General features: G+C 58.3%; 19 protein-coding genes and 1 pseudogene. 9 read left to right on the top strand and 11 right to left on the bottom strand.

The window, feature by feature from the left end; genetic code table 11:
• Nucleotides 1-23 precede the first annotated feature (23 nt).
• A complete protein-coding gene (hemH, locus tag HV675_RS29465; protein ID WP_175114987.1) occupies nucleotides 24-1,112 on the bottom strand; it encodes a ferrochelatase in 1,089 nt (362 codons plus the stop codon).
• Nucleotides 1,113-1,449: 337 nt separating this feature from the next.
• On the opposite strand from hemH, the gene HV675_RS29470 reads away from it, so the two are divergent.
• A complete protein-coding gene (locus tag HV675_RS29470) occupies nucleotides 1,450-2,139 on the top strand; it encodes an HD domain-containing protein (protein WP_175114988.1) in 690 nt (229 codons plus the stop codon).
• Between the two features lie 271 nt (nucleotides 2,140-2,410).
• Here HV675_RS29470 and HV675_RS29475 read toward each other — a convergent pair whose 3' ends face one another.
• The 4 genes from HV675_RS29475 to HV675_RS29490 all read right to left on the bottom strand — a co-directional run bounded on the left by HV675_RS29475 (nucleotide 2,411) and on the right by HV675_RS29490 (nucleotide 6,088).
• Nucleotides 2,411-2,596: a DUF3460 family protein gene (locus HV675_RS29475; protein ID WP_175114989.1), complete on the bottom strand. Its 186-nt coding sequence runs from the start codon at nucleotides 2,594-2,596 to the stop codon at nucleotides 2,411-2,413.
• Nucleotides 2,597-3,074: 478 nt separating this feature from the next.
• On the bottom strand, nucleotides 3,075-3,962 hold the full coding sequence (locus tag HV675_RS29480) for an alpha/beta fold hydrolase (RefSeq protein ID WP_175114990.1): 888 nt from the start codon (nucleotides 3,960-3,962) through the stop codon (nucleotides 3,075-3,077).
• A gap of 357 nt (nucleotides 3,963-4,319) precedes the next feature.
• Nucleotides 4,320-5,021 carry a response regulator transcription factor gene (locus HV675_RS29485; RefSeq protein ID WP_175114991.1) on the bottom strand — a complete coding sequence of 234 codons (702 nt, stop codon included), beginning with the start codon at nucleotides 5,019-5,021 and terminating at the stop codon, nucleotides 4,320-4,322.
• Between the two features lie 290 nt (nucleotides 5,022-5,311).
• Nucleotides 5,312-6,088, bottom strand: a complete 777-nt coding sequence (locus HV675_RS29490) for a LysR family transcriptional regulator (protein WP_175114992.1) — start codon at nucleotides 6,086-6,088, stop codon at nucleotides 5,312-5,314.
• A 424-nt stretch (nucleotides 6,089-6,512) separates the two neighbouring features.
• Here HV675_RS29490 and HV675_RS29495 point away from each other — a divergent pair, with 424 nt between their 5' ends.
• A complete protein-coding gene (locus HV675_RS29495) occupies nucleotides 6,513-7,274 on the top strand; it encodes an aldolase (RefSeq protein ID WP_175114993.1) in 762 nt (253 codons plus the stop codon).
• Nucleotides 7,275-7,394: 120 nt separating this feature from the next.
• Here HV675_RS29495 and HV675_RS29500 read toward each other — a convergent pair whose 3' ends face one another.
• Both HV675_RS29500 and HV675_RS29505 read right to left on the bottom strand, forming a co-directional pair.
• A complete protein-coding gene (locus HV675_RS29500) occupies nucleotides 7,395-8,039 on the bottom strand; it encodes a CGNR zinc finger domain-containing protein (RefSeq protein WP_246270624.1) in 645 nt (214 codons plus the stop codon).
• Nucleotides 8,040-8,185: 146 nt separating this feature from the next.
• Nucleotides 8,186-8,767 carry a TetR/AcrR family transcriptional regulator gene (locus HV675_RS29505; RefSeq protein WP_175114994.1) on the bottom strand — a complete coding sequence of 194 codons (582 nt, stop codon included), beginning with the start codon at nucleotides 8,765-8,767 and terminating at the stop codon, nucleotides 8,186-8,188.
• A 173-nt stretch (nucleotides 8,768-8,940) separates the two neighbouring features.
• Here HV675_RS29505 and HV675_RS29510 point away from each other — a divergent pair, with 173 nt between their 5' ends.
• A complete protein-coding gene (locus HV675_RS29510) occupies nucleotides 8,941-9,525 on the top strand; it encodes a CGNR zinc finger domain-containing protein (protein WP_175114995.1) in 585 nt (194 codons plus the stop codon).
• Between the two features lie 154 nt (nucleotides 9,526-9,679).
• Here HV675_RS29510 and HV675_RS29515 read toward each other — a convergent pair whose 3' ends face one another.
• Entirely contained in the window at nucleotides 9,680-9,937 is a 258-nt protein-coding gene (locus tag HV675_RS29515; protein WP_175114996.1) for a hypothetical protein, read from the bottom strand.
• Nucleotides 9,938-10,272: 335 nt separating this feature from the next.
• Between HV675_RS29515 and HV675_RS29520 the strand changes: the two genes are divergently transcribed.
• The 6 genes from HV675_RS29520 (at nucleotide 10,273) to HV675_RS29545 (ending at nucleotide 15,612) form a co-directional block, all read left to right on the top strand.
• Nucleotides 10,273-10,944 (top strand): haloacid dehalogenase type II, encoded by a 672-nt coding sequence (locus HV675_RS29520; protein WP_175114997.1) that lies wholly within the window; start codon nucleotides 10,273-10,275, stop codon nucleotides 10,942-10,944.
• A 424-nt stretch (nucleotides 10,945-11,368) separates the two neighbouring features.
• Nucleotides 11,369-12,268: a LysR family transcriptional regulator gene (locus HV675_RS29525; RefSeq protein WP_175114998.1), complete on the top strand. Its 900-nt coding sequence runs from the start codon at nucleotides 11,369-11,371 to the stop codon at nucleotides 12,266-12,268.
• Between the two features lie 204 nt (nucleotides 12,269-12,472).
• Complete coding sequence (locus HV675_RS29530; protein WP_175114999.1) at nucleotides 12,473-13,243, top strand: SDR family oxidoreductase; 771 nt, start codon at nucleotides 12,473-12,475, stop codon at nucleotides 13,241-13,243.
• A 156-nt stretch (nucleotides 13,244-13,399) separates the two neighbouring features.
• Nucleotides 13,400-13,915, top strand: coding sequence for an ester cyclase (locus HV675_RS29535; protein WP_217478289.1), 516 nt, complete (start codon nucleotides 13,400-13,402; stop codon nucleotides 13,913-13,915).
• Between the two features lie 42 nt (nucleotides 13,916-13,957).
• Nucleotides 13,958-14,665 (top strand): alpha/beta hydrolase, encoded by a 708-nt coding sequence (locus tag HV675_RS29540; RefSeq protein WP_175115001.1) that lies wholly within the window; start codon nucleotides 13,958-13,960, stop codon nucleotides 14,663-14,665.
• A 353-nt stretch (nucleotides 14,666-15,018) separates the two neighbouring features.
• On the top strand, nucleotides 15,019-15,612 hold the full coding sequence (locus tag HV675_RS29545; protein ID WP_175115002.1) for a CGNR zinc finger domain-containing protein: 594 nt from the start codon (nucleotides 15,019-15,021) through the stop codon (nucleotides 15,610-15,612).
• 32 nt (nucleotides 15,613-15,644) lie between these two features.
• On the opposite strand, the gene HV675_RS29550 is transcribed toward HV675_RS29545, so the two are convergent.
• The 3 genes and pseudogenes from HV675_RS29550 to HV675_RS32665 all read right to left on the bottom strand — a co-directional run.
• Nucleotides 15,645-16,349 (bottom strand): 2OG-Fe(II) oxygenase, encoded by a 705-nt coding sequence (locus HV675_RS29550; protein WP_246270625.1) that lies wholly within the window; start codon nucleotides 16,347-16,349, stop codon nucleotides 15,645-15,647.
• 171 nt (nucleotides 16,350-16,520) lie between these two features.
• On the bottom strand, nucleotides 16,521-17,204 hold the full coding sequence (ligK, locus tag HV675_RS29555) for a 4-carboxy-4-hydroxy-2-oxoadipate aldolase/oxaloacetate decarboxylase (RefSeq protein ID WP_175115004.1): 684 nt from the start codon (nucleotides 17,202-17,204) through the stop codon (nucleotides 16,521-16,523).
• 2 nt (nucleotides 17,205-17,206) lie between these two features.
• Nucleotides 17,207-17,341: pseudogene (locus tag HV675_RS32665) on the bottom strand (amidohydrolase family protein); the annotation flags it as partial.

Genomic DNA, 17,341 nt, shown 5'->3' on the forward strand with positions numbered 1-17,341 from the left:
CCGCGCAAACAGGCGCATTCCGCTTAAGCGGCCGCGAACACTTCGGTTGAGCGGCCGCCGCGCCAGCGCGCTGGCGCAGACCATCCGGCCATGTTTTCGAGCGCGATCTCACCGAGCATGTCGATAAACGCGGGAGCTTCGTTCAGGCAGTCGATGCGGTGGAATTCCTTCCCGCCGAATGCGAGGAAAGTGTCGCGTCCCTCCATGCCGATCTCTTCGATCGTTTCGATGCAATCGGCGGTAAAGCCAGGGCAGAACACGTCCACACGCGACACCTGTTCGGAGCCGAACTCCGCAAGCGTTTCGGCGGTCGAGGGTCCGGTCCACTTCTGGAAGCCGAACTGCGACTGGAAGGTGACGCGAAAATGCTCCGGCGCAAGCCCAAGCGCGGTGGCCAGCAACGCGCCGGTCTGCAGACACTGGCTGTAGTAAGGGTCGCCGAGTTCCGTCGAGCGAGACGGCAAACCGTGAAAACTGAACACCGCCTTGTCGCCGGACGCAAAGTCCGGCCGCCCGTGGACGTCCCAATAGTGCTGTACGTGGCGCCGCATCGCCTCGATATAGCGTGCGTCCGCATGATAGTGATTCACGAAGCGCATGGCCGGCTGATTGCGGACTTTCCTCAGCGCAGCAGCGACCTTGTCGAACGCGGTAGCGGTGGTGGACGCCGCATACTGCGGGTACATCGGCAGCACGAGAATGCGCCGTGCGCCGTTGGCGCGCAACCGCGTGACCGCCGCGGCGATCGACGGATTGCCATAACGCATTGCATATTCGACGATGACGCGCTTGCCGCGCGCGTCGAACCACGATTGCAGATCGCGCGTCTGCTGTTCCGTATGCACCCTCAGCGGCGAGCCGGCCGGCATCCAGACCGCTTCATACTTCTTCGCCGATGAATGACTGCGCCATGGCAAGACGAGACCGCGCAGGACGGGTTGCCACAACCATGCGGGCATGTCGACCACGCGCGGATCCGACAGGAATTCGGCGAGGTAGCGCCGCACATCGCGCGGCGACGGCGTATCGGGCGTGCCGAGATTGATCAGCAGCACGGCCGTATCAGGCGACCGTGTATCGGTGTCTGGCGCGAGATTTTGAACTTCGAACATCGTGAACCTCCTCAGCTTTCGCATCTGCTCACAGTGTTGCACCCGCATACGCTGTCTTCAATGAAAACACGCCGATGCGCGATGACAAACGCACTTCGTTTGCTGCCAGGCGATGCGTTGGTCTGCCGGAAGAGAAACGTATGAATCGAGCCATCCGCAGGCACACGGTGGCCCACGCCGGAATCGGGAAAAAACCATTGCATTTAGACTAGCCGTAGTGCGAACTGAAAAAAACAGAGTGCGTGCGTGAGCGGACAATTCAACGTGGCGCGGCGTCGCCCGACGCAGCCATTCATGAAGGACTCAACGCAGGCTCTTCAAAAAAAGGAGTAACGCAATGGCCAATGCAATTGCAGGCATCAAGATTCCCGATAGCAAGATGGCGCGGGAAGCAACGGAGCTGGTGCGCGATACCGAATCCGATCTGCTGTTTCACCACTCGACGCGCGTGTTTCTGTTCGGTGCGCTAACGGGTGAGCGCAAGAAGCTCAAGTACGATCCGGAATTGCTCTATATCGGCGGAATGTTCCACGATATGGGGATCACGCAGAAGTATCGCGCATCGCAAAACCGCTTCGAGGTGGACAGCGCGAACGCCGCGGCTGACTTTCTGCGCCAGCATGGTATCAGCGAACAGGATGTGGAGATTGTCTGGGACGCGATTTCGCTGCATACGACGCCGGGCATTCCGCCGTTCAAGAAGCCGGTCGTGCAGTTGGTGACGGCAGGCGTCGAGATGGACGTGCTGGGTTTCGCCTATGATGAATTCACCGAAGAGCAGCGTCAGCAGGTCGTGTCCGCGCATCCGCGTGCGCTGAACTTCAAGGAACAGATCATCGATGCGTTTAACGAAGGCATGAAGCATCGTCCCGATTCGACTTTCGGCACGGTCAACGATGATGTGCTCGCGCTAAAAGATCCGAAATTCCGCCGGCTGAATTTCTGCAGCATCATTCTCGGCAATGCGTGGGTCGACGATCGGCATGGCGGCCACACGTGTAACGATCCATCGCACAAGCACGGCTGACATCGACCGATGAAGCGGCGGGGCGGTGCACGGTCTGACGCGCCGCCGCGGCGGGAACGGGCGCGGCGGCGCCGTGCCCTGTCGCGCCGACCAGATCCCGGTTGCCCTCCTCGGTATAGACCTTCAGCGCGAAGGCGAGAATGTCGCGTGAGATAAATGAAGCGACAGTGCGAACAGGAAAGAGATCTTGCGCAGGGGATAGACCGTATCAACTGCTTTGGCACACGCCGCACGATATGAACTGCAACTGCGGTCTTCTCGGGCTGCTGGATCAGACCGTCATGAAGTACGGGTAAGGCGGTTGTGCGACCCGAGATTGACGAATCGTGCTTTGCTCGTCGGGATCGGCTGGCCGCTTGTCCCACGGCAATGCACGCCCTTTGCGTTGTTCCTCTTCGAGTCTTGGGTTTTTCGTCTTCAGCGAATTGATGAATTGTGTCACGTCGGATTGGTACATGTCTGTCTCCATCACATCGGCTAATGGTGGACCGAGCAGGTGCGTGAACCGGAGAAATGAACGTACCTGCCTTTGCAATGAGTATGGTCGGGCGAGGGTGCGTCAACAATGCCGGCATGTACGCGATTTCTGCCAGACGTCACGCGTTTTCTGCCTGTGAGATTCGATGGGGGACGGAGGGGCGGGGTGAGCGGCGGCCAATGAATGCCCGGCGTGCCGGGTCGCAAAGTGCACCGTGTCATGGTGAAAGGCTCCGTGAGATTTCCTGAACCAGGCGTTGACGTTTGCGCGTAGTGTGACTTTAAGTCAATGCATGGTCTGTGTTGCGCGGATAGCCGGCGACAGCTTTATGAGGGGCCCAGATGAACAGATATCTTCGTCGCGAGGCAGCCGGGAGTCTGAACCAGAGGGGCCGTCACGCGCTTTAACCGGCAATATCCGTTTTCTGATGCGGCCCCTTACCGGATGAACTGTTGCGCTAGGCGTGCGCTACCTTGCGGTCCAGGAAGTCGTGGATGAGCGGGAAGACCTCGTCAGCTTTGTCCTCGAGCACGAAGTGTCCGGTGTCGAGAAGGTGGAATTCAAGGTCCTTCAGATCACGTTTATAAGGATGGGCGCCGGGTTCGGGAAAAATGAAGTCGTTCTTGCCCCAGACGATTAGCGTCGGCGGCTGTTTGTCCCGGAGCCAGGCCTGCACTTTGGGGTACAGCGGCAAGTTGTTTCGATAGTCGTACATGACATCCATCTGGATATCGGCATTGCCCGGACGGTCCAACAAGGGTTGGTCGTGAGTCCAGTTGTCAGGCGAAATGCGCGTCCTGTCGGATACACCATCCGTATATTGGAAAATGGTGGTCTCCAGCGTGACCAGATTCAGAAGTTTGTCGCGACTCTCTTTCTTACCGTCGGCCCAGTAGATCTTGATAGGATCCCAGAACTCCTTCAACCCCTCATCGTAGGCGTTGCCGTTCTGGACGATCAGTCCGCTGATGGCATCAGGATGCTTCAGCGCCAGTTGCCAGCCGACGGGGGCGCCGTAGTCCATCACGTACATCGCATAACGTTGTACGCCCAACTGGTGAAGCAAGCCGTCTACCAGTTGACCAAACTTCTCGAAGGTGTACGAAAACGATCTGGCGTCGGGCGCCTCGCTCTGGCCGTAGCCGGGATAGTCGGGCGCAATCACGTGATAGCGGTCCGCCAGGTACGGGATCAGGTTGCGAAACATGTGTGACGACGTCGGGAAGCCGTGCAGCAGCAAGACGGTCGGACCGTCCTTCGGACCGGCCTCGCGGTAGAAAATTTTTATGCCGTCTACGGTCAGGGTTTGGTGGCGCGTCACGGGGTATGCAGACTTCTGGATCATGAGCCTCTCCTGAGAATCATCTTTCCGGAACGTTGATGGAGCTCGGCATCCTTGATGCCGGGCCGCCTCAGGAATTGTGCATCATCTCGTTTCGCGAGGCGTCGGCGATGCGCTCAGCGTTGATGTACGCCGGTCACGGAGCACCTGCGGATCACCGGAAGTTGCCGAGAGGGCAGCGTATCTACGTCCTGCGTGTCCTGCAACGCGGGCTTGGCAACTGGATGAAGGAGTATCGGCCGGGCATGCTTAGGCAAGCCGTTTTACCAAACATACTGCCGTGTGCTTCAGGCTTCGCGGCAAACGGCTCACCGTCAGCAGTGCACCCTGGCCGCGTGCATCGACTTCGCAGAGGGACGGTCAAATGACCGACTCGCTGGGCAATGGGGAATGGTGTATCGGATCGTCCTCCAGAAATGCTTGCACACCGAGTCGGACCGCCTTTCTGACGAGGTCCGCCACGGTCGTCGCCCCCATCTTCTTCATCGCTTCCCTTCGGTAGATCTTGACGGTAATCTCGCTCAGGCACATCCGGGAGGCGATCTGTTTGTTCATCAAGCCGTTGACCACTAAAGCCATCACTTCGCGTTGCCTCGGTGTCAGCGAGTCGTACCGGTGTCTGAGTGCGGTCAATGCGCGCTCGTAACGCAGGCGCTTGCCGTCGACCTTGAGTGCCTCCGCGACGACATCGAGCAGTTCCTGATCGCGAACCGGTTTGGTGAGGAAATCAAACGCACCGGCTTTCATCGCTTTCACCGACATTGCGACGTCACCGTGCGCCGTCATGAAAATGATCGGAATATGCACTTGACGCTCACGCATGGCGCCGTGCACGACGAAACCGCTTGCACCTCTCAGGCGGACATCCAGCAGGAGGCACGATGGAGTGTCGGGTATCTCGGTTGCCAGGAAGTCTGCCGCATCCAGATAGGTTTTCGCGTTGATGTCGACCGAACGAAACAACGATTGAATCGCCGCACATATGGATGGGTCATCGTCGATCACATAGACCATTCCGCTGTTCTCGTTCGTTACCGAACGGTCACTGGCCGTTTCGCTCATGGGTGCTGTACTCGAAGCAAACAAGGGGTGGAACATTAGACGCGCCTGTTCGTCCCGCAATGTTGATTTTAATACGCAACTTTTGCGGTTACAGAACAATTTAACCGGTTACAGATTGAGTGAAACATGCGAATGGCATGAAGTCTACTCAATGGAGTGTACGTTGTCACTACGCGTGCGAAGAGGTGAGAATTGAAAAACGCTTGCGCAGCTTCGTATGAAGGAATGCGTAGCAGTGGGGAAATATTTCTGCGCAGCGTATGAGCAGGATTGACTAGGCGGGTATTCGGTTATCTGTTTTGTTCTGTTTTCCGCGCAATGGCTACAAGCTGGCGGCCATGACTTTCCGAATGCTCGCTGCACGGGTGCGAGAACGATTCAACAGCGGGCCGGGCAATAGCCGGCGTGCAATTGATTGAAGCGCGCGCCTGTCCATGCGGGACAATTTCATACTTGGCACTATTGTCCTTGGTGCACAATACACCGGCAATGCCAGTCACCTGTCGTTCGCCAACCCTGATTGCATCCGACGCATCGGTGCGTCCGTCGATATCGGATAGATGATATCCGCCTCCAATGATGCCGCGAATCTCGAGCGTGTCGGGTATTGCCGCGGTGTGCTCCACAAAGCCGACGTCGACAATACCCGCCTCGACCAGCCTGCATACATCCATTGCGGAGCATTCCATCATCGTCAGGTCAATGTCTGGGCGTTTGCCGAAGACCGTCACGGCAAGTTCGTACGCGACGCTGTGAGACCGGCCGCACAACGTCGCGACCTTCAATGTTCCGGCGGTCCCGCTGCGCATTGCCTTGATCTGGCTCACGGTCGTGTCCACGATCTTATAGGCCGCCTGTACCGAACGCCATAGCAGGTGTCCTTGCTCGGTTAGTTCAATGCCGCGGCCATGACGGCGGAAGACCCGATGGCCTACCGCGAGTTCGATCTCGCGCAGTTGTTTGCTCAATGCCGATTGCGTGACGTTGAGATCGACAGCCGCATCAGATAGCGACTTATGCCTGGCAACCTTGACGAACTGGCGGAGTTGGTAATCGATGTTCTTCATACCCATTTCGATTTTTGAAGCATCCGACAAGCCGATGGAATTGTGTGTGTGATCGGATTGATGTCAGCCAGATGGTTGGCGGTGCGCTTGTTGAAATAGATAGAATTCCTATCGAAACAAATTCAACGAGCGAGGATAGAGCGTCTACATAGTAGTAGGTACAGTGTGAGCGAGTCAACGATACTTTTTGCAAGGGACGCCGCCCGGTATGGGAGCGATGCGCTCGAATGGCAATACCTGACGGACGAATCGGGCTTGGTCCGATGCGGTGCTGCATAGCTGCTATGAAGAAGAGGTCATGGCTCAAGCAGAGCCCCTCGCGGATACTTCCTGAATCGAACTGTTCCCGTAGCATCGGTAAGGCAATCGAAGCGGCGCGACTGTCGATTCTCTTGCACGTGAGACAGCCTCGAATGAAATGGAGATGAGTATGCAACTTCGAGAAAAGCAGTATTTCGACGACCGCGCGACGCGCGAAATGCGTGAGCATCTACCGCGCAACGAGCGCACTCAGCGTCAAACGCTCGCGTACGCATGCCGGATTCTGGCGATGACGGGGCACGAAGCCGGTCTGGCCGGGCAGATCACGGCGAGATCCGATAAGCGTGGCTGCTACTGGACGCTCAGGTTCGGGCTGGGCTTCGATGAAGCAACGGAGGAGGACTTCATCGAGGTGGACGCCGATCTCAATACGATAAGCGGACAGGGGATGGCAAATCCCGCGACGCGTTTTCATTTATGGGTGTACGACGCGCGTCCGGATTGCCATTCGATCATTCATACGCATTCGCCGTATGTGTCGGCGCTGATGGCCGCGCGCCAGCCTCTGGTGATTTCGCAGATGGACATGACGCCATTGCACAACGATTGCGCGTTTCTCGCGGAGTGGCCAGGCGTGCCGATTGCCGACCAGGAGGGCGTGGTTATCTCGAAGGCGTTGGGAAACAAGCGGGCCATTCTATTGGCTCACCACGGACAACTCACCGCTGGCGCTTATGTGGAGGAAGCAGCATACCTGTCCGTCTACCTTGAACGTGCGGCACGGATGCAGGTTCGTGCAAGCGCATTGGGTACGGTGACTCCGGTGTCCGGCGAACTTGCGGCCGAAGCACACGATTACCTGCTGAAAAAATCGATCGTAAAGGGTACGTTCGACTACTGGTGCAGGCAGGTTGACCGGTTATAGGCGCGACACGGGCGAAGCGCAGTCGCCAGGAGCGCGCGTCGTTCACATGCGCGGACATTCAGCAGGCGCTGACGGTATGTTCGCCATGCAGGCGTAGAGCAGGAGCGGGGCCGCTTTTGCTCAATCACCCGCGGCCTGCTTCTGGCGCGCGCGAAAGCTTGCCACCTTGTGACGGTTGCCGCACGACGCCATGCTGCACCAGCGGCGCCGATGGGCTTTGGTTCGATCGTAAAACCACAACACGCAGTCGTCTGACTCGCACTTCCTCACCAGTTCGAAGTCGCCGGCTGCGAGCAACTCGGCGGCGGCCTGTGCGACTGGCGATAAAAGCTGTTCGGGCGAGGAACGCTCGTACTCGTGAACGACGTCGAGTTCGCCATGCGCTTTCCGAACGAGATTGACGTGGTAGCGCGCATGGCTCAAGAACGAGTTGAGCGCGGCGACATCCACACGCTTTCCGTCCTTCTTCTGCAGGATAAGCTTTTTGATCGTATCGCGCAGGTGACGCGCCGCGCCTACGAGCGCCCCTTTCCTGAAAGCCGGCTGCTCTTTTGCGTCCAGAAACCCCATTGTTTGCAACCACGCTACGACGTCACTATCGGTTTGCAGATACTCGTATAAACCGCTTTCAGTACGTGTGACCGTGTTGACGAAATCGAGCGCGCGGTCGTCGGCAAGTTGCAAAAACGCTTGGGAAGGGGCGAGCATCGGTCTTCTCCAGTATCCAGGGAGCCGATTGTAACCATTAAAATGCGCTTTTGACAAGTTGCGAATCAGGCTTGGCGAGCTTGCGTTGCGGCACCCGGTGTTTTGTAATGTGTGACAGCTCTGCTGTCCTTCGAACGCTGACAATACCTGCGGGAAGCGCCGCTTGCGTGGCGGGTATCTCAGGTCTGATCGCGAGGATGTGCTTAGGCCGCCCGCTGAACGCCGCACTCCACGATAGCGAGATCGAGACATGCGAAGAGAGCGGCGCGAGTATCCTCCGCGCGTGACCGGTTCATTGCCCGGCTGACCGCAAAGCTGCCCTGGACGGCGGTTATGATCATCAGCGCGATCTGTGCCGCCGGCATCGTCAAGCGAACCCGATTCGCCGCCGCTTCGCCCTTGAGGATCGTTTGAATGCGCGTTTCCAGATGATCGAAATAGCGCGACAACGGAAGCCGCAAGGCTTCGTCCTGAATCGCGGAATCCCAAACGAGGCGGCCTACGCGGCAACCCGATAAAGGCCGTGTGTTTTGTTCGACGTACGTCAGCAACCGGTCTTTGAACCGTCCGTCACGTGCCATCGCGGTTTCGAAATCAGATATCCGCTCGTCTACAATTTCGACGATCGCCGCGCGCGCCAGCGCCTGTTTGCTCGGAAAGTGGTGGTAAAAGCTGCCTTGCCCCGCATGGCTCTTCATCTGGATGTCGCGCGGGCTCGTTGCCTCATAACCCTTTTCCCAGAGCAGATCCTTCGTTGCTTCGATGATGTCTTCGCGCCGGCCCATTGCTACGCGTCTCCTGATGGGTGTCGATGCTAACGGTGGGTACATACTATTAAGCACAGTGTGAAGGGTCAAGGCGCTTCAATAGGCGTATCCGGCATTCGGCGGAATGCAAGCCGGTGTAACCGGATAAACTGGTTGCATTGCGGCGCGGCATTGGGAAGGGCATCAAACGTATGGTGATAAAAAAATCGATCGAGGCGGAATTCCGCTTTAATTCCGGCAGACTTTCGCTCGATCTCGCGGCGACGGTCCGGCGGCGCGCATCGAAGCCCAACGATGTGCTGGCGTCCACGGGCGCCGGCGGTAGATGGCTGAAGGCAGCAGGACTCTTTGCCGTGGCGCCTGTGCTCTCCAGAGCCGATGAAGCCCGCTTGCTGGAATTGCGCGAGGCGATCTGGCAACTGGTCACTGCATCGATGCACGGAAAATTTCCTGAGCGCGCGGTGAGCATCGTCAATGGTGCTGCGCGCTATCCGCTAGGAACGCCGCAACTGGACAGCGCGACCGGCGAGGTTTTGGTGGTTTCCGACGACCCTTTGGCAACCGCGGTTTCCAACATTGCGCGAGATGCAATCGATCTGATAACCGGACCGTTACGCGCGCGCGTCAAGACATGCGACCAGCCCGATTGCCGGATGCTGTTCGTCGATACGTCTCCGAGCGGACAGCGACGCTGGTGCTCGATGCAACGTTGCGGCAGCCGCGCGAAAGTTCATGCTTTCAAGCGAAAGCACGACGGGACCCGGCGCGCGCATTGACCTTCGCGAGCACTGCCGGCCTGACCCATCCATTCGATTTCGCGGGGAAATTGTCCGCCGGCACATGGCCGGACAAACTCGCACCTCTACAGCGCGGTTCTTCCAGAAAGATCGCAAGGTCTTTGCACATCCATTTGCGCAGGCAACATCGAGCTTAGCTACCGAAATAGATATTGCAGTAGCTTACCGGTCCAACGCAGCCTCTAACGTTGGCCTTCGTCGGTCCAGTGTTGAATCCAGATGGATAGTTCGACGGGTTGTTGTTGTCTCGCCTCTGGTCACCCTGCGTGTTCCGGGTGACGTCTGCTTGCGAATGGACCGTCTGGTCATTCGACGGCGGTTCCTGCGCCTGAGCGAAAGAAATTCCCGCCGCAAGTAACGACGCGGCAACAATTGACCTGATGATGTTCATTGAGAATCTCCGGTTGATAAAGTGGGTTTTGTGAACCGCTCAACTATAGGTTTGCGAGAGCGATGAATACATAACACTTGGGATAACAAACATTTCCCTAAGTTGATGTCAAAGGCGGTTTGAGTCTCGGTGAGAATGAAATTCTGTCTTTACCCATTCGATTAAATGTAAGGACGACTGCAAGGAAAAAGCCGCGAATGCATGCGCAGTCGAACGAAGCATGGCCGCTCGCGAGCCAACATCGAGGGCCGCGGGCCACGATCACATGACGTTGTGAAAAACCACATCAACCGGTTAATATGGATCGCTCCTGGCACCTCACATCGGAGCGGAAAATGTCGGACGATATTCGAGCCTTTGTATTCGACGCATACGGAACGCTGCTGGACGTCAACGCAGCGGTCAAACGAAACATGTCTTCCTTTGGAGACACGGGGGAGGCGGTCGCCGCGATGTGGCGCTCGCGCCAGCTCGAGTACAGCTGGACACGCATGCTGATGGGTCGCTACGCGGATTTCTGGACGCTGACTGAAGAAGCGCTGTCGTTTGCGTTGCGCACGTTCAAGCTTGACCAGGACAAGTCATTGAAAGAGCGCCTGCTCAAGTCGTATTTCGTGCTCGACGCTCATCCAGACGCGCGGGAAGCGCTCACCAGATTGAAAGATTCGGAGGTCAGAATTTCAGTTCTGTCGAATGGGACGAACCCCATGGTACGAGCCGCACTGGAAGCAGGCGGATTGCTGGAATTGATCGATGATGTCTTGACGGTTGACGAACTGAAGATCTACAAGCCGGATCCGCGCGTCTATCAATACGCGTGCGACACGCTGAATGTGAAGCCGAACGAGGTGGTCTTCGTGTCCAGTAACAGCTGGGATCTCGCCGGTGCATCGTCGTTCGGCTTCAGGGTGGCGCGTATCAATCGAAGTGGTGCGGCGCGTGAGTATGAGTTTGCGCGCTTGCACAGCGAACATCGGTCGCTTGTCGAACTGGCGACGCTGGTGTGATCAAGCCGGTGGTCCGTCGGCCACCGGGATTCGAGCCGGCCAGCCGCCGCCGCTCGCGATGTGCGGAAGCATGATCCCTCCTTCATTCTGCCCCGTGCTGAAGCTTATCGTCTCGACGCCGCCGGTGCCGTGGTCTGGATGCCCGACACGGGACACTTCGCACTAGAAGCCATATTTCCTTGAGGTGTGCGGGTCTGCCGTGCGCAACTTCATTGAATCGAATTTGACGGCCTGATGTCCGCGGGCGGCGTACACGCTGTATCGCCGCTGCAGCATGTCATCGTTTCATCCGTTGGGTGCCCACCGTTGTAACCGGTAAGTATCAATTTGACAAGTTACATTGATTTGTGCAACTATTTCGGGGAACAGTGGTTGGTAGAGCGGCGTGGATGTCAGCTCGGTTATTCAATTGCCCGGAAATATGATGAAGACCAACGTTGACTATCAGGCCAGACTCTTCATGGAAATAGCGGCGCGTAAATCGCTTTCCGCGGCGGCGGACGCACTGTCGCTCACCCAATCGGGGTTGAGCCGTCACCTTGCCAGTCTCGAGGAATTCATCGGGCAACCTCTTTTTGTCAGGCATGGGCGCGGAGTCGAATTGACCGAGGCGGGAAAGAAGCTGCTCGAAGTGGCAAGCGCTGCGTACCCGCTGGTGGACAACACAATTCTTCAACTGCGTAACGAGCATGGTGTGACGGATGGCAGCATTCACGTGGCGACCATCCATACGCTCAGTTACTACTTCATGGCCGAGGTCGCTGCCAGATTCATGGCGCAGAGGCCGGGTGCAAGCCTTGCACTACTGGGACGCAGTTCCCCGGGTGTGGTCGATCTGGTGGAAAGCGGTAGGGCGGAGATTGGTTTTGTGTACGACTCGGCGGTTGCGTCCGATCAGTTGGACATCACGCCGCTGTTCGAGGACGAAATGTGTCTCGTCGTGCACGAGAATTCGCAATTTGCGTCGCGTTCCGGTGTCGACCTGCGCGAAGAGTGTCCTGCGCTGGTCGCGTTCCCCGCGGACTATGCGCTGCGCAAAATACTGCATACAAAAGAGTTCGACGCGAAAGTGGCAGCAGAGGTCGAGACCGTGGACGCGATGCTGAAACTGGTGTCGATGACCAACGGGCAGTGCATTCTGCCGGTTTTGATCCCGCAGAAGCTTCTTCAGGAATATCAGCTGACACGTGTGAAGATCGACCATCCACTGATGCGCCGCTGGATTGTCGGCGTGACGCGCCGCGGCCGGCCGTTGTCGGCGATGACTTCACTGATGCTCGAAATTGCCCGTGAAAGCGCGTCGAAAATGGCGCTTCATTCATAGCAGCTATGAAGCCGGACTGATGGCATCCGTCAACGGATTCGCCGATACTGATTTAAACGACGCGCGTATCAGGTGGGACGATAGAAGGACCCTCTTGATGGTTGCAATCGGATGTTCGTGACATTTACATACTAAGGCATACGAATTGAAAGGGATGCTTGTCGTATCGACGCATTCAATCAGACTCATGGAGGTGATTTGAAAATGGAACGGAAAATTGCGATCGTAACTGGCGCCAGCCGTGGCATCGGCCGTGCAACCGCAATCCGGCTCGCACAAAGCTTTGGCGGCGTAGCGATCGCTGCGCGCGACGCGGAAAAGCTGAAGACAACGGCTAAGGACGTAAGCGCGGCGGGTGCCGAATCGCTCGACGTCTGTGTCGATCTGCGCGAACCCGATGCTGCGGGGACGGTTGTCGAAATGACTTTGGAAAAGTTCGGGCGCATCGACGCGGTGGTGAACATCGCGGGTGCGGTGCCGCAGATTGACATCCTCGACATGACCGACGAGCAATGGGACGATGGCTTTGCACTGAAGCTGCATGGTGCGAGAAGGCTGGCGATTCGCGCATGGGATTCGCTCAAGGCCACACGCGGTTCGGTGATCTTCACGTCCGGCAATTCGGCTCAGGCACCGAAGTCGGGCTTCGCGGCGGTTGCGACGGTGAACGCGGCAATCGTCGCGATGGCTAAAGCGTTTGCCGACCGCGGCATAGGTGACGGCGTCCGCGTGAACAGCGTGCTGCCGGGAGCGGTCCTGACGGATCGCCGCCGCTCGTATATGGAGAAGTACGCGGCCGCCCATCAGATGACGGTGGAAGAGGCGCTGGAAAAGTTTCCGGATCAGGCGGGCATCACGCGATATGGCAAGCCGGAAGACATTGCGGAACTGATGGCTTTTATTTTATCTCCGGCGGCCGAATGGCTGACCGGTGCAGCGTTGCGCATGGATGGTGGAGAGGTGAAGGGCCTGTAAGTGTGTCGGTGCCGGAATGGAGTGTGAGCTGGCACCGTTGTGAACGGTCGAATGGCGGATGTGTCTGCGCCCAGTGTGCGAGTCTTGGGCGAACGTCAGTGAGGGGGACAAAGGATGAAACGAGTCGAGACAGCGATTGCGCGGCTCGGGCTACCGATGCTTGCGGCGACGATTGGCGTAAGCGGCGTAGTTAGCGCTGCGTATGCGTCGGAGGAAGCGCTGCCTGTACCGCATCATCTGACAGTGGCCGACGGGTCGGCGCGGACGAAATCCGTCGAGCTTGCCTCGCTGCGCTATGCATCGTTCTGGAACAGCGGGAACGAGGCCTATGCGAGAGAGGCGCTCGCGAGTGATTTCGTCGACCGAACCTTGCCGGCCGGGCGAGCGCCGGGACTCGACGGCGCGTTGCAGGCTTCAAGGAACTTCCGGGCCGCGGTTCCCGATCTCACTTCTGAAGTCGACGATATGACCGTGGTCGGCGATCGCGCGATGCTTCACCTGCATTTCAAGGGGCATTTCACAGGGCAGTTCAAGGACATCCGCGGAACCGGCCAGACGATCGATTTTCAGGCGTTCGACCTTTACCGTGTGAAAGACGGTCGGATCGTCGAGAACTGGCACCTGGAAGACAATCTGACGCTGCTGAGACAACTAGGCGCAATCAGCCAATGACGGCTTCGATTTTATTGAACGACACGGTTAGGGGGAAGCTTGATGGATTCGCGCGCGAAAGGCGTAACGGTGGTGCTCGTGCATGGCGCATGGGCGGATGGTTCGAGCTGGAGCAAGGTGATTGTGCCGCTGCAGAACGCCGGGTTGAACGTGGTGTGCGCACCGATTCCGCTAACACGGCTGAACGACGACATCGAAGCGGTGGCGTCGATTGTCGATCGGGTCCCCGGTTCGGTCGTACTCGTGGGACACGCGTATGCCGGTGCGGTGATCGGTGGCATCGGAAGCGAGAAGGTGAAGGCGTTGGTGTTTATCGCGGCTCTCGCGCCGGATCGCGGTGAAACGGTGGCCGATGTGTTCTACCGGGGTAACAGGCATCCTGATGCACCGGAGATCGGCCCGGATGAAAGAGGCTATATCTGGATGCCGGCGTCGGGTTTCGACAACGCGTTTGCTCAGAATGCGACGGCTGAGGAAAAGGCGGTGAGTGCGGCGGTACAGCGGCCGATATCGGTGGAGTGCATCAAGCAGGCAGCCGGGGAACCCGCGTGGAAGTCGACGCGCAGCTGGTATCTGGTCGCCGGGGAAGACCGGATGATCAACCCTGAGACGCAGCGTTTCATGGCAGAGCGGATGCATGCGTCGGTTCGCTCGCACAGCGTCGACCACACGCCGTCATTGACCGCGCCGCAAGCGGTGATCGATATCGTGCTGGAAGCAGTGGCCGAAACCACGGCTTCGTCGAACTGACATAGTGGGCTATTGGTTCACGTATGCCGGTGTTCGGTCATCCACCACTGGCATGCAAGCTCTTCCGTCGGCGCAGGCCGCAGTTGTTTTCCACCTGTCTGTTCGTTGTGTTCACGAGGCGATGCGATCGCCTTTTCGACCTCTCGCGACCCGATAATCGAATCACATTGTCGAAGCCCGGCGAGATATGAGCATAGCCTCATACGTGCCTGGCGGACTTGACGCTCCCAGCCGTGACGAATCGCGTAACCATGCTAAATAAGCCGGTTAGTTGGAGCCGTCCGCATGCTGATCGTAACTTGTCAATCAATATGTTAACAGTTACAGTCTCGGTTCACTTTGTGGAGGGTTCAGTGGCTTCGCCGTTGGCATCAGCGCGCGCCCAGGATGGGGTGCTGGAATTCCTGAATACGGTTGTGCCGCACAACGGCCGACTCGTGGACTGTTTTCAACGTGATGAGGATGTCATTGAATGGCTCGAACGAGCAGGGCTGCTGGATCTCGTCGAAATGCGAGAGAGCGGCCACTATCGCGGGCTAGCGGGTGAGGCGCGCCAACTCAGAGAGCATTTGCGCCAATTGATTTTGCAACGAAAGTTGAATGTTCCGGTAGAAACGGCACTCCTGAACCGTGTGATAACGGCGGGCAGCTATCAGATTTACTTGTTCGAAGACAGCGACGGCAACCTGAAAACGAAATGCCGGTTTGCTGCGGAAACGCCGACGCAGGTGCTGGTGCCCATAGCGATTGCGGCGGCCGAACTGTTGGCGCGCGGCGATTTCTCGCTCGTGCGCCGGTGCGATTCGCCGGACTGCCCGCTATGGTTCTACGACAGAACAAAATCCCATCGACGCCGCTGGTGCAACCTGTCGATATGTGCAGAGCACCGCAAGGCTGCCACCCGTCCAGGTGCGCATGTGCATTGCGACCGCATGACGGAGCAGTGAATCAGCCATACCTGGCATGACGCGCCGTGACGTCACTGCGCGTCATGGAAGATCAACCCGAGCGTGTGCCGGTGTCCCGAGCGCAGCCTGCTTACGCCATGGCGTAAGTTGACCCGATAGACGCCCCGCGTGCCCTGCACCGGCCGGCTGTTCACCGTGAACACGACGGCGTCCCCCTTGCGCAACGGAACGACCTCGGCGCGCGACTGCATGCGCGGACGCTGCTCCGTCATCACGAATTCACCGCCGGTGAAGTCTTTTCCTGGTTCGGACAACAGAATCGCGACCTGAATCGGAAATACATGTTCCCCATAGAGGTCCTGATGCAGGCAGTTATAGTCGCCTGCCTGGTACTGGAGAATGAGCGGTGTCGGTCGGGTTTGTCCGGCGCCGTGGCAGCGTTTGATAAAGTCGCGGTGCGTCGGCGGATAGCGGATGTCCATCCGCATTGCCGCATTCCAGCGATTCGCGACGGTAACGAGGTGAGGGTAAAGCGCCGTACGCAGCCCTTCGATAATGTCCGGCAGCGGATAGGCAAAGTATTGGTATTCGCCGCGCCCGAAACCGTGCCGCGCCATCACGATGCGCGAACGGAAGAGATCTTCTCTGGCATAGAGACGGACGAGCTCGTCGCACTCGCTACGTGTGACGAGTCCGGCAACCGTCGCGCAGCCGAATTGGTCGAGTTCGCTTTCGACGCGTTGCCAGTCGAGCGATGCGGCGCGATCGGCCATCATGTGGGCCGGCGACTGCGTGACGCGCTGCGCCGCGTGCTGTGCGATATCCATGCTGCGCTCTCCCGGATGGTTAGTCAGACTTTACGCTTTGAAAGCATAGTCTACCGATCCGGCGCGCAGCCTACACTCCGAGTCTTGCGGTCATATTCGGCGTGTGTCGTGACGGCCTATCTAGTCGATATAGCGCAATCCCAGCGCCTTGAGCGGCTCGCGCATCTGATACATGTCGAGGCCGAGCACGCCCGACGCGAGTTTCGCGCGTTTCTGCTCTTCGTTCGCTTCCCGTGCGCTCGCGTTTTGCAGCGTTTCCGCGGCCTTCGCAAAGGGCACGGCCACGACGCCATCCTGGTCGGCCACGATCACATCGCCCGGCGCCACCAGCGTGCCGGCGCAAACAACCGGAATGTTGACCGAGCCGAGCGTCGCCTTGATCGTGCCTTTAGCCGAAATCGCCTTGCTCCACACCGGAAAATCCATTTCTTTGAGCACGGTCACGTCGCGTACGCCGCCGTCGATAATCAGGCCGCGTGCGCCGCGCGCCTTGAAGCTGGTCGCGAGCAGATCGCCGAAGTAACCGTCGGTGCAGTCGGCCGTAATCGCGGCCACCACCATATCTCCCGGCTGAATCTGTTCGGCCGCGACGTGCAGCATCCAGTTGTCGCCGGGATGCAGCAGCACGGTGACAGCCGGCCCCCATGCGTGCGCGCCGGTATAGATCGGACGCATGTACGGCTTCATCAGGCCGACGCGGCCCATCGCTTCATGCACCGTTGCGCTGCCGAGCGCGCCGAGGCCGTCGGCGATGCGGCTGTCCGTGCGCGCGATATTGCGGTAAACGACTCCAAGTTCGTACATGTTCAGCGTCCTTGTGCGAGAAGAGTGGCATGCAGGCGCGGGTACACGCGCCGCGCGTTGCCTTCGTAGATCTTGAAGCGTTGTTCGGGGTTCATCTCGGCCGCTTCGACATAGCGCTTCGTATCGTCGAAATAGTG

This window comes from Paraburkholderia solisilvae, from assembly GCF_902859875.1.
GTDB classification, from domain to species: domain Bacteria; phylum Pseudomonadota; class Gammaproteobacteria; order Burkholderiales; family Burkholderiaceae; genus Paraburkholderia; species Paraburkholderia solisilvae.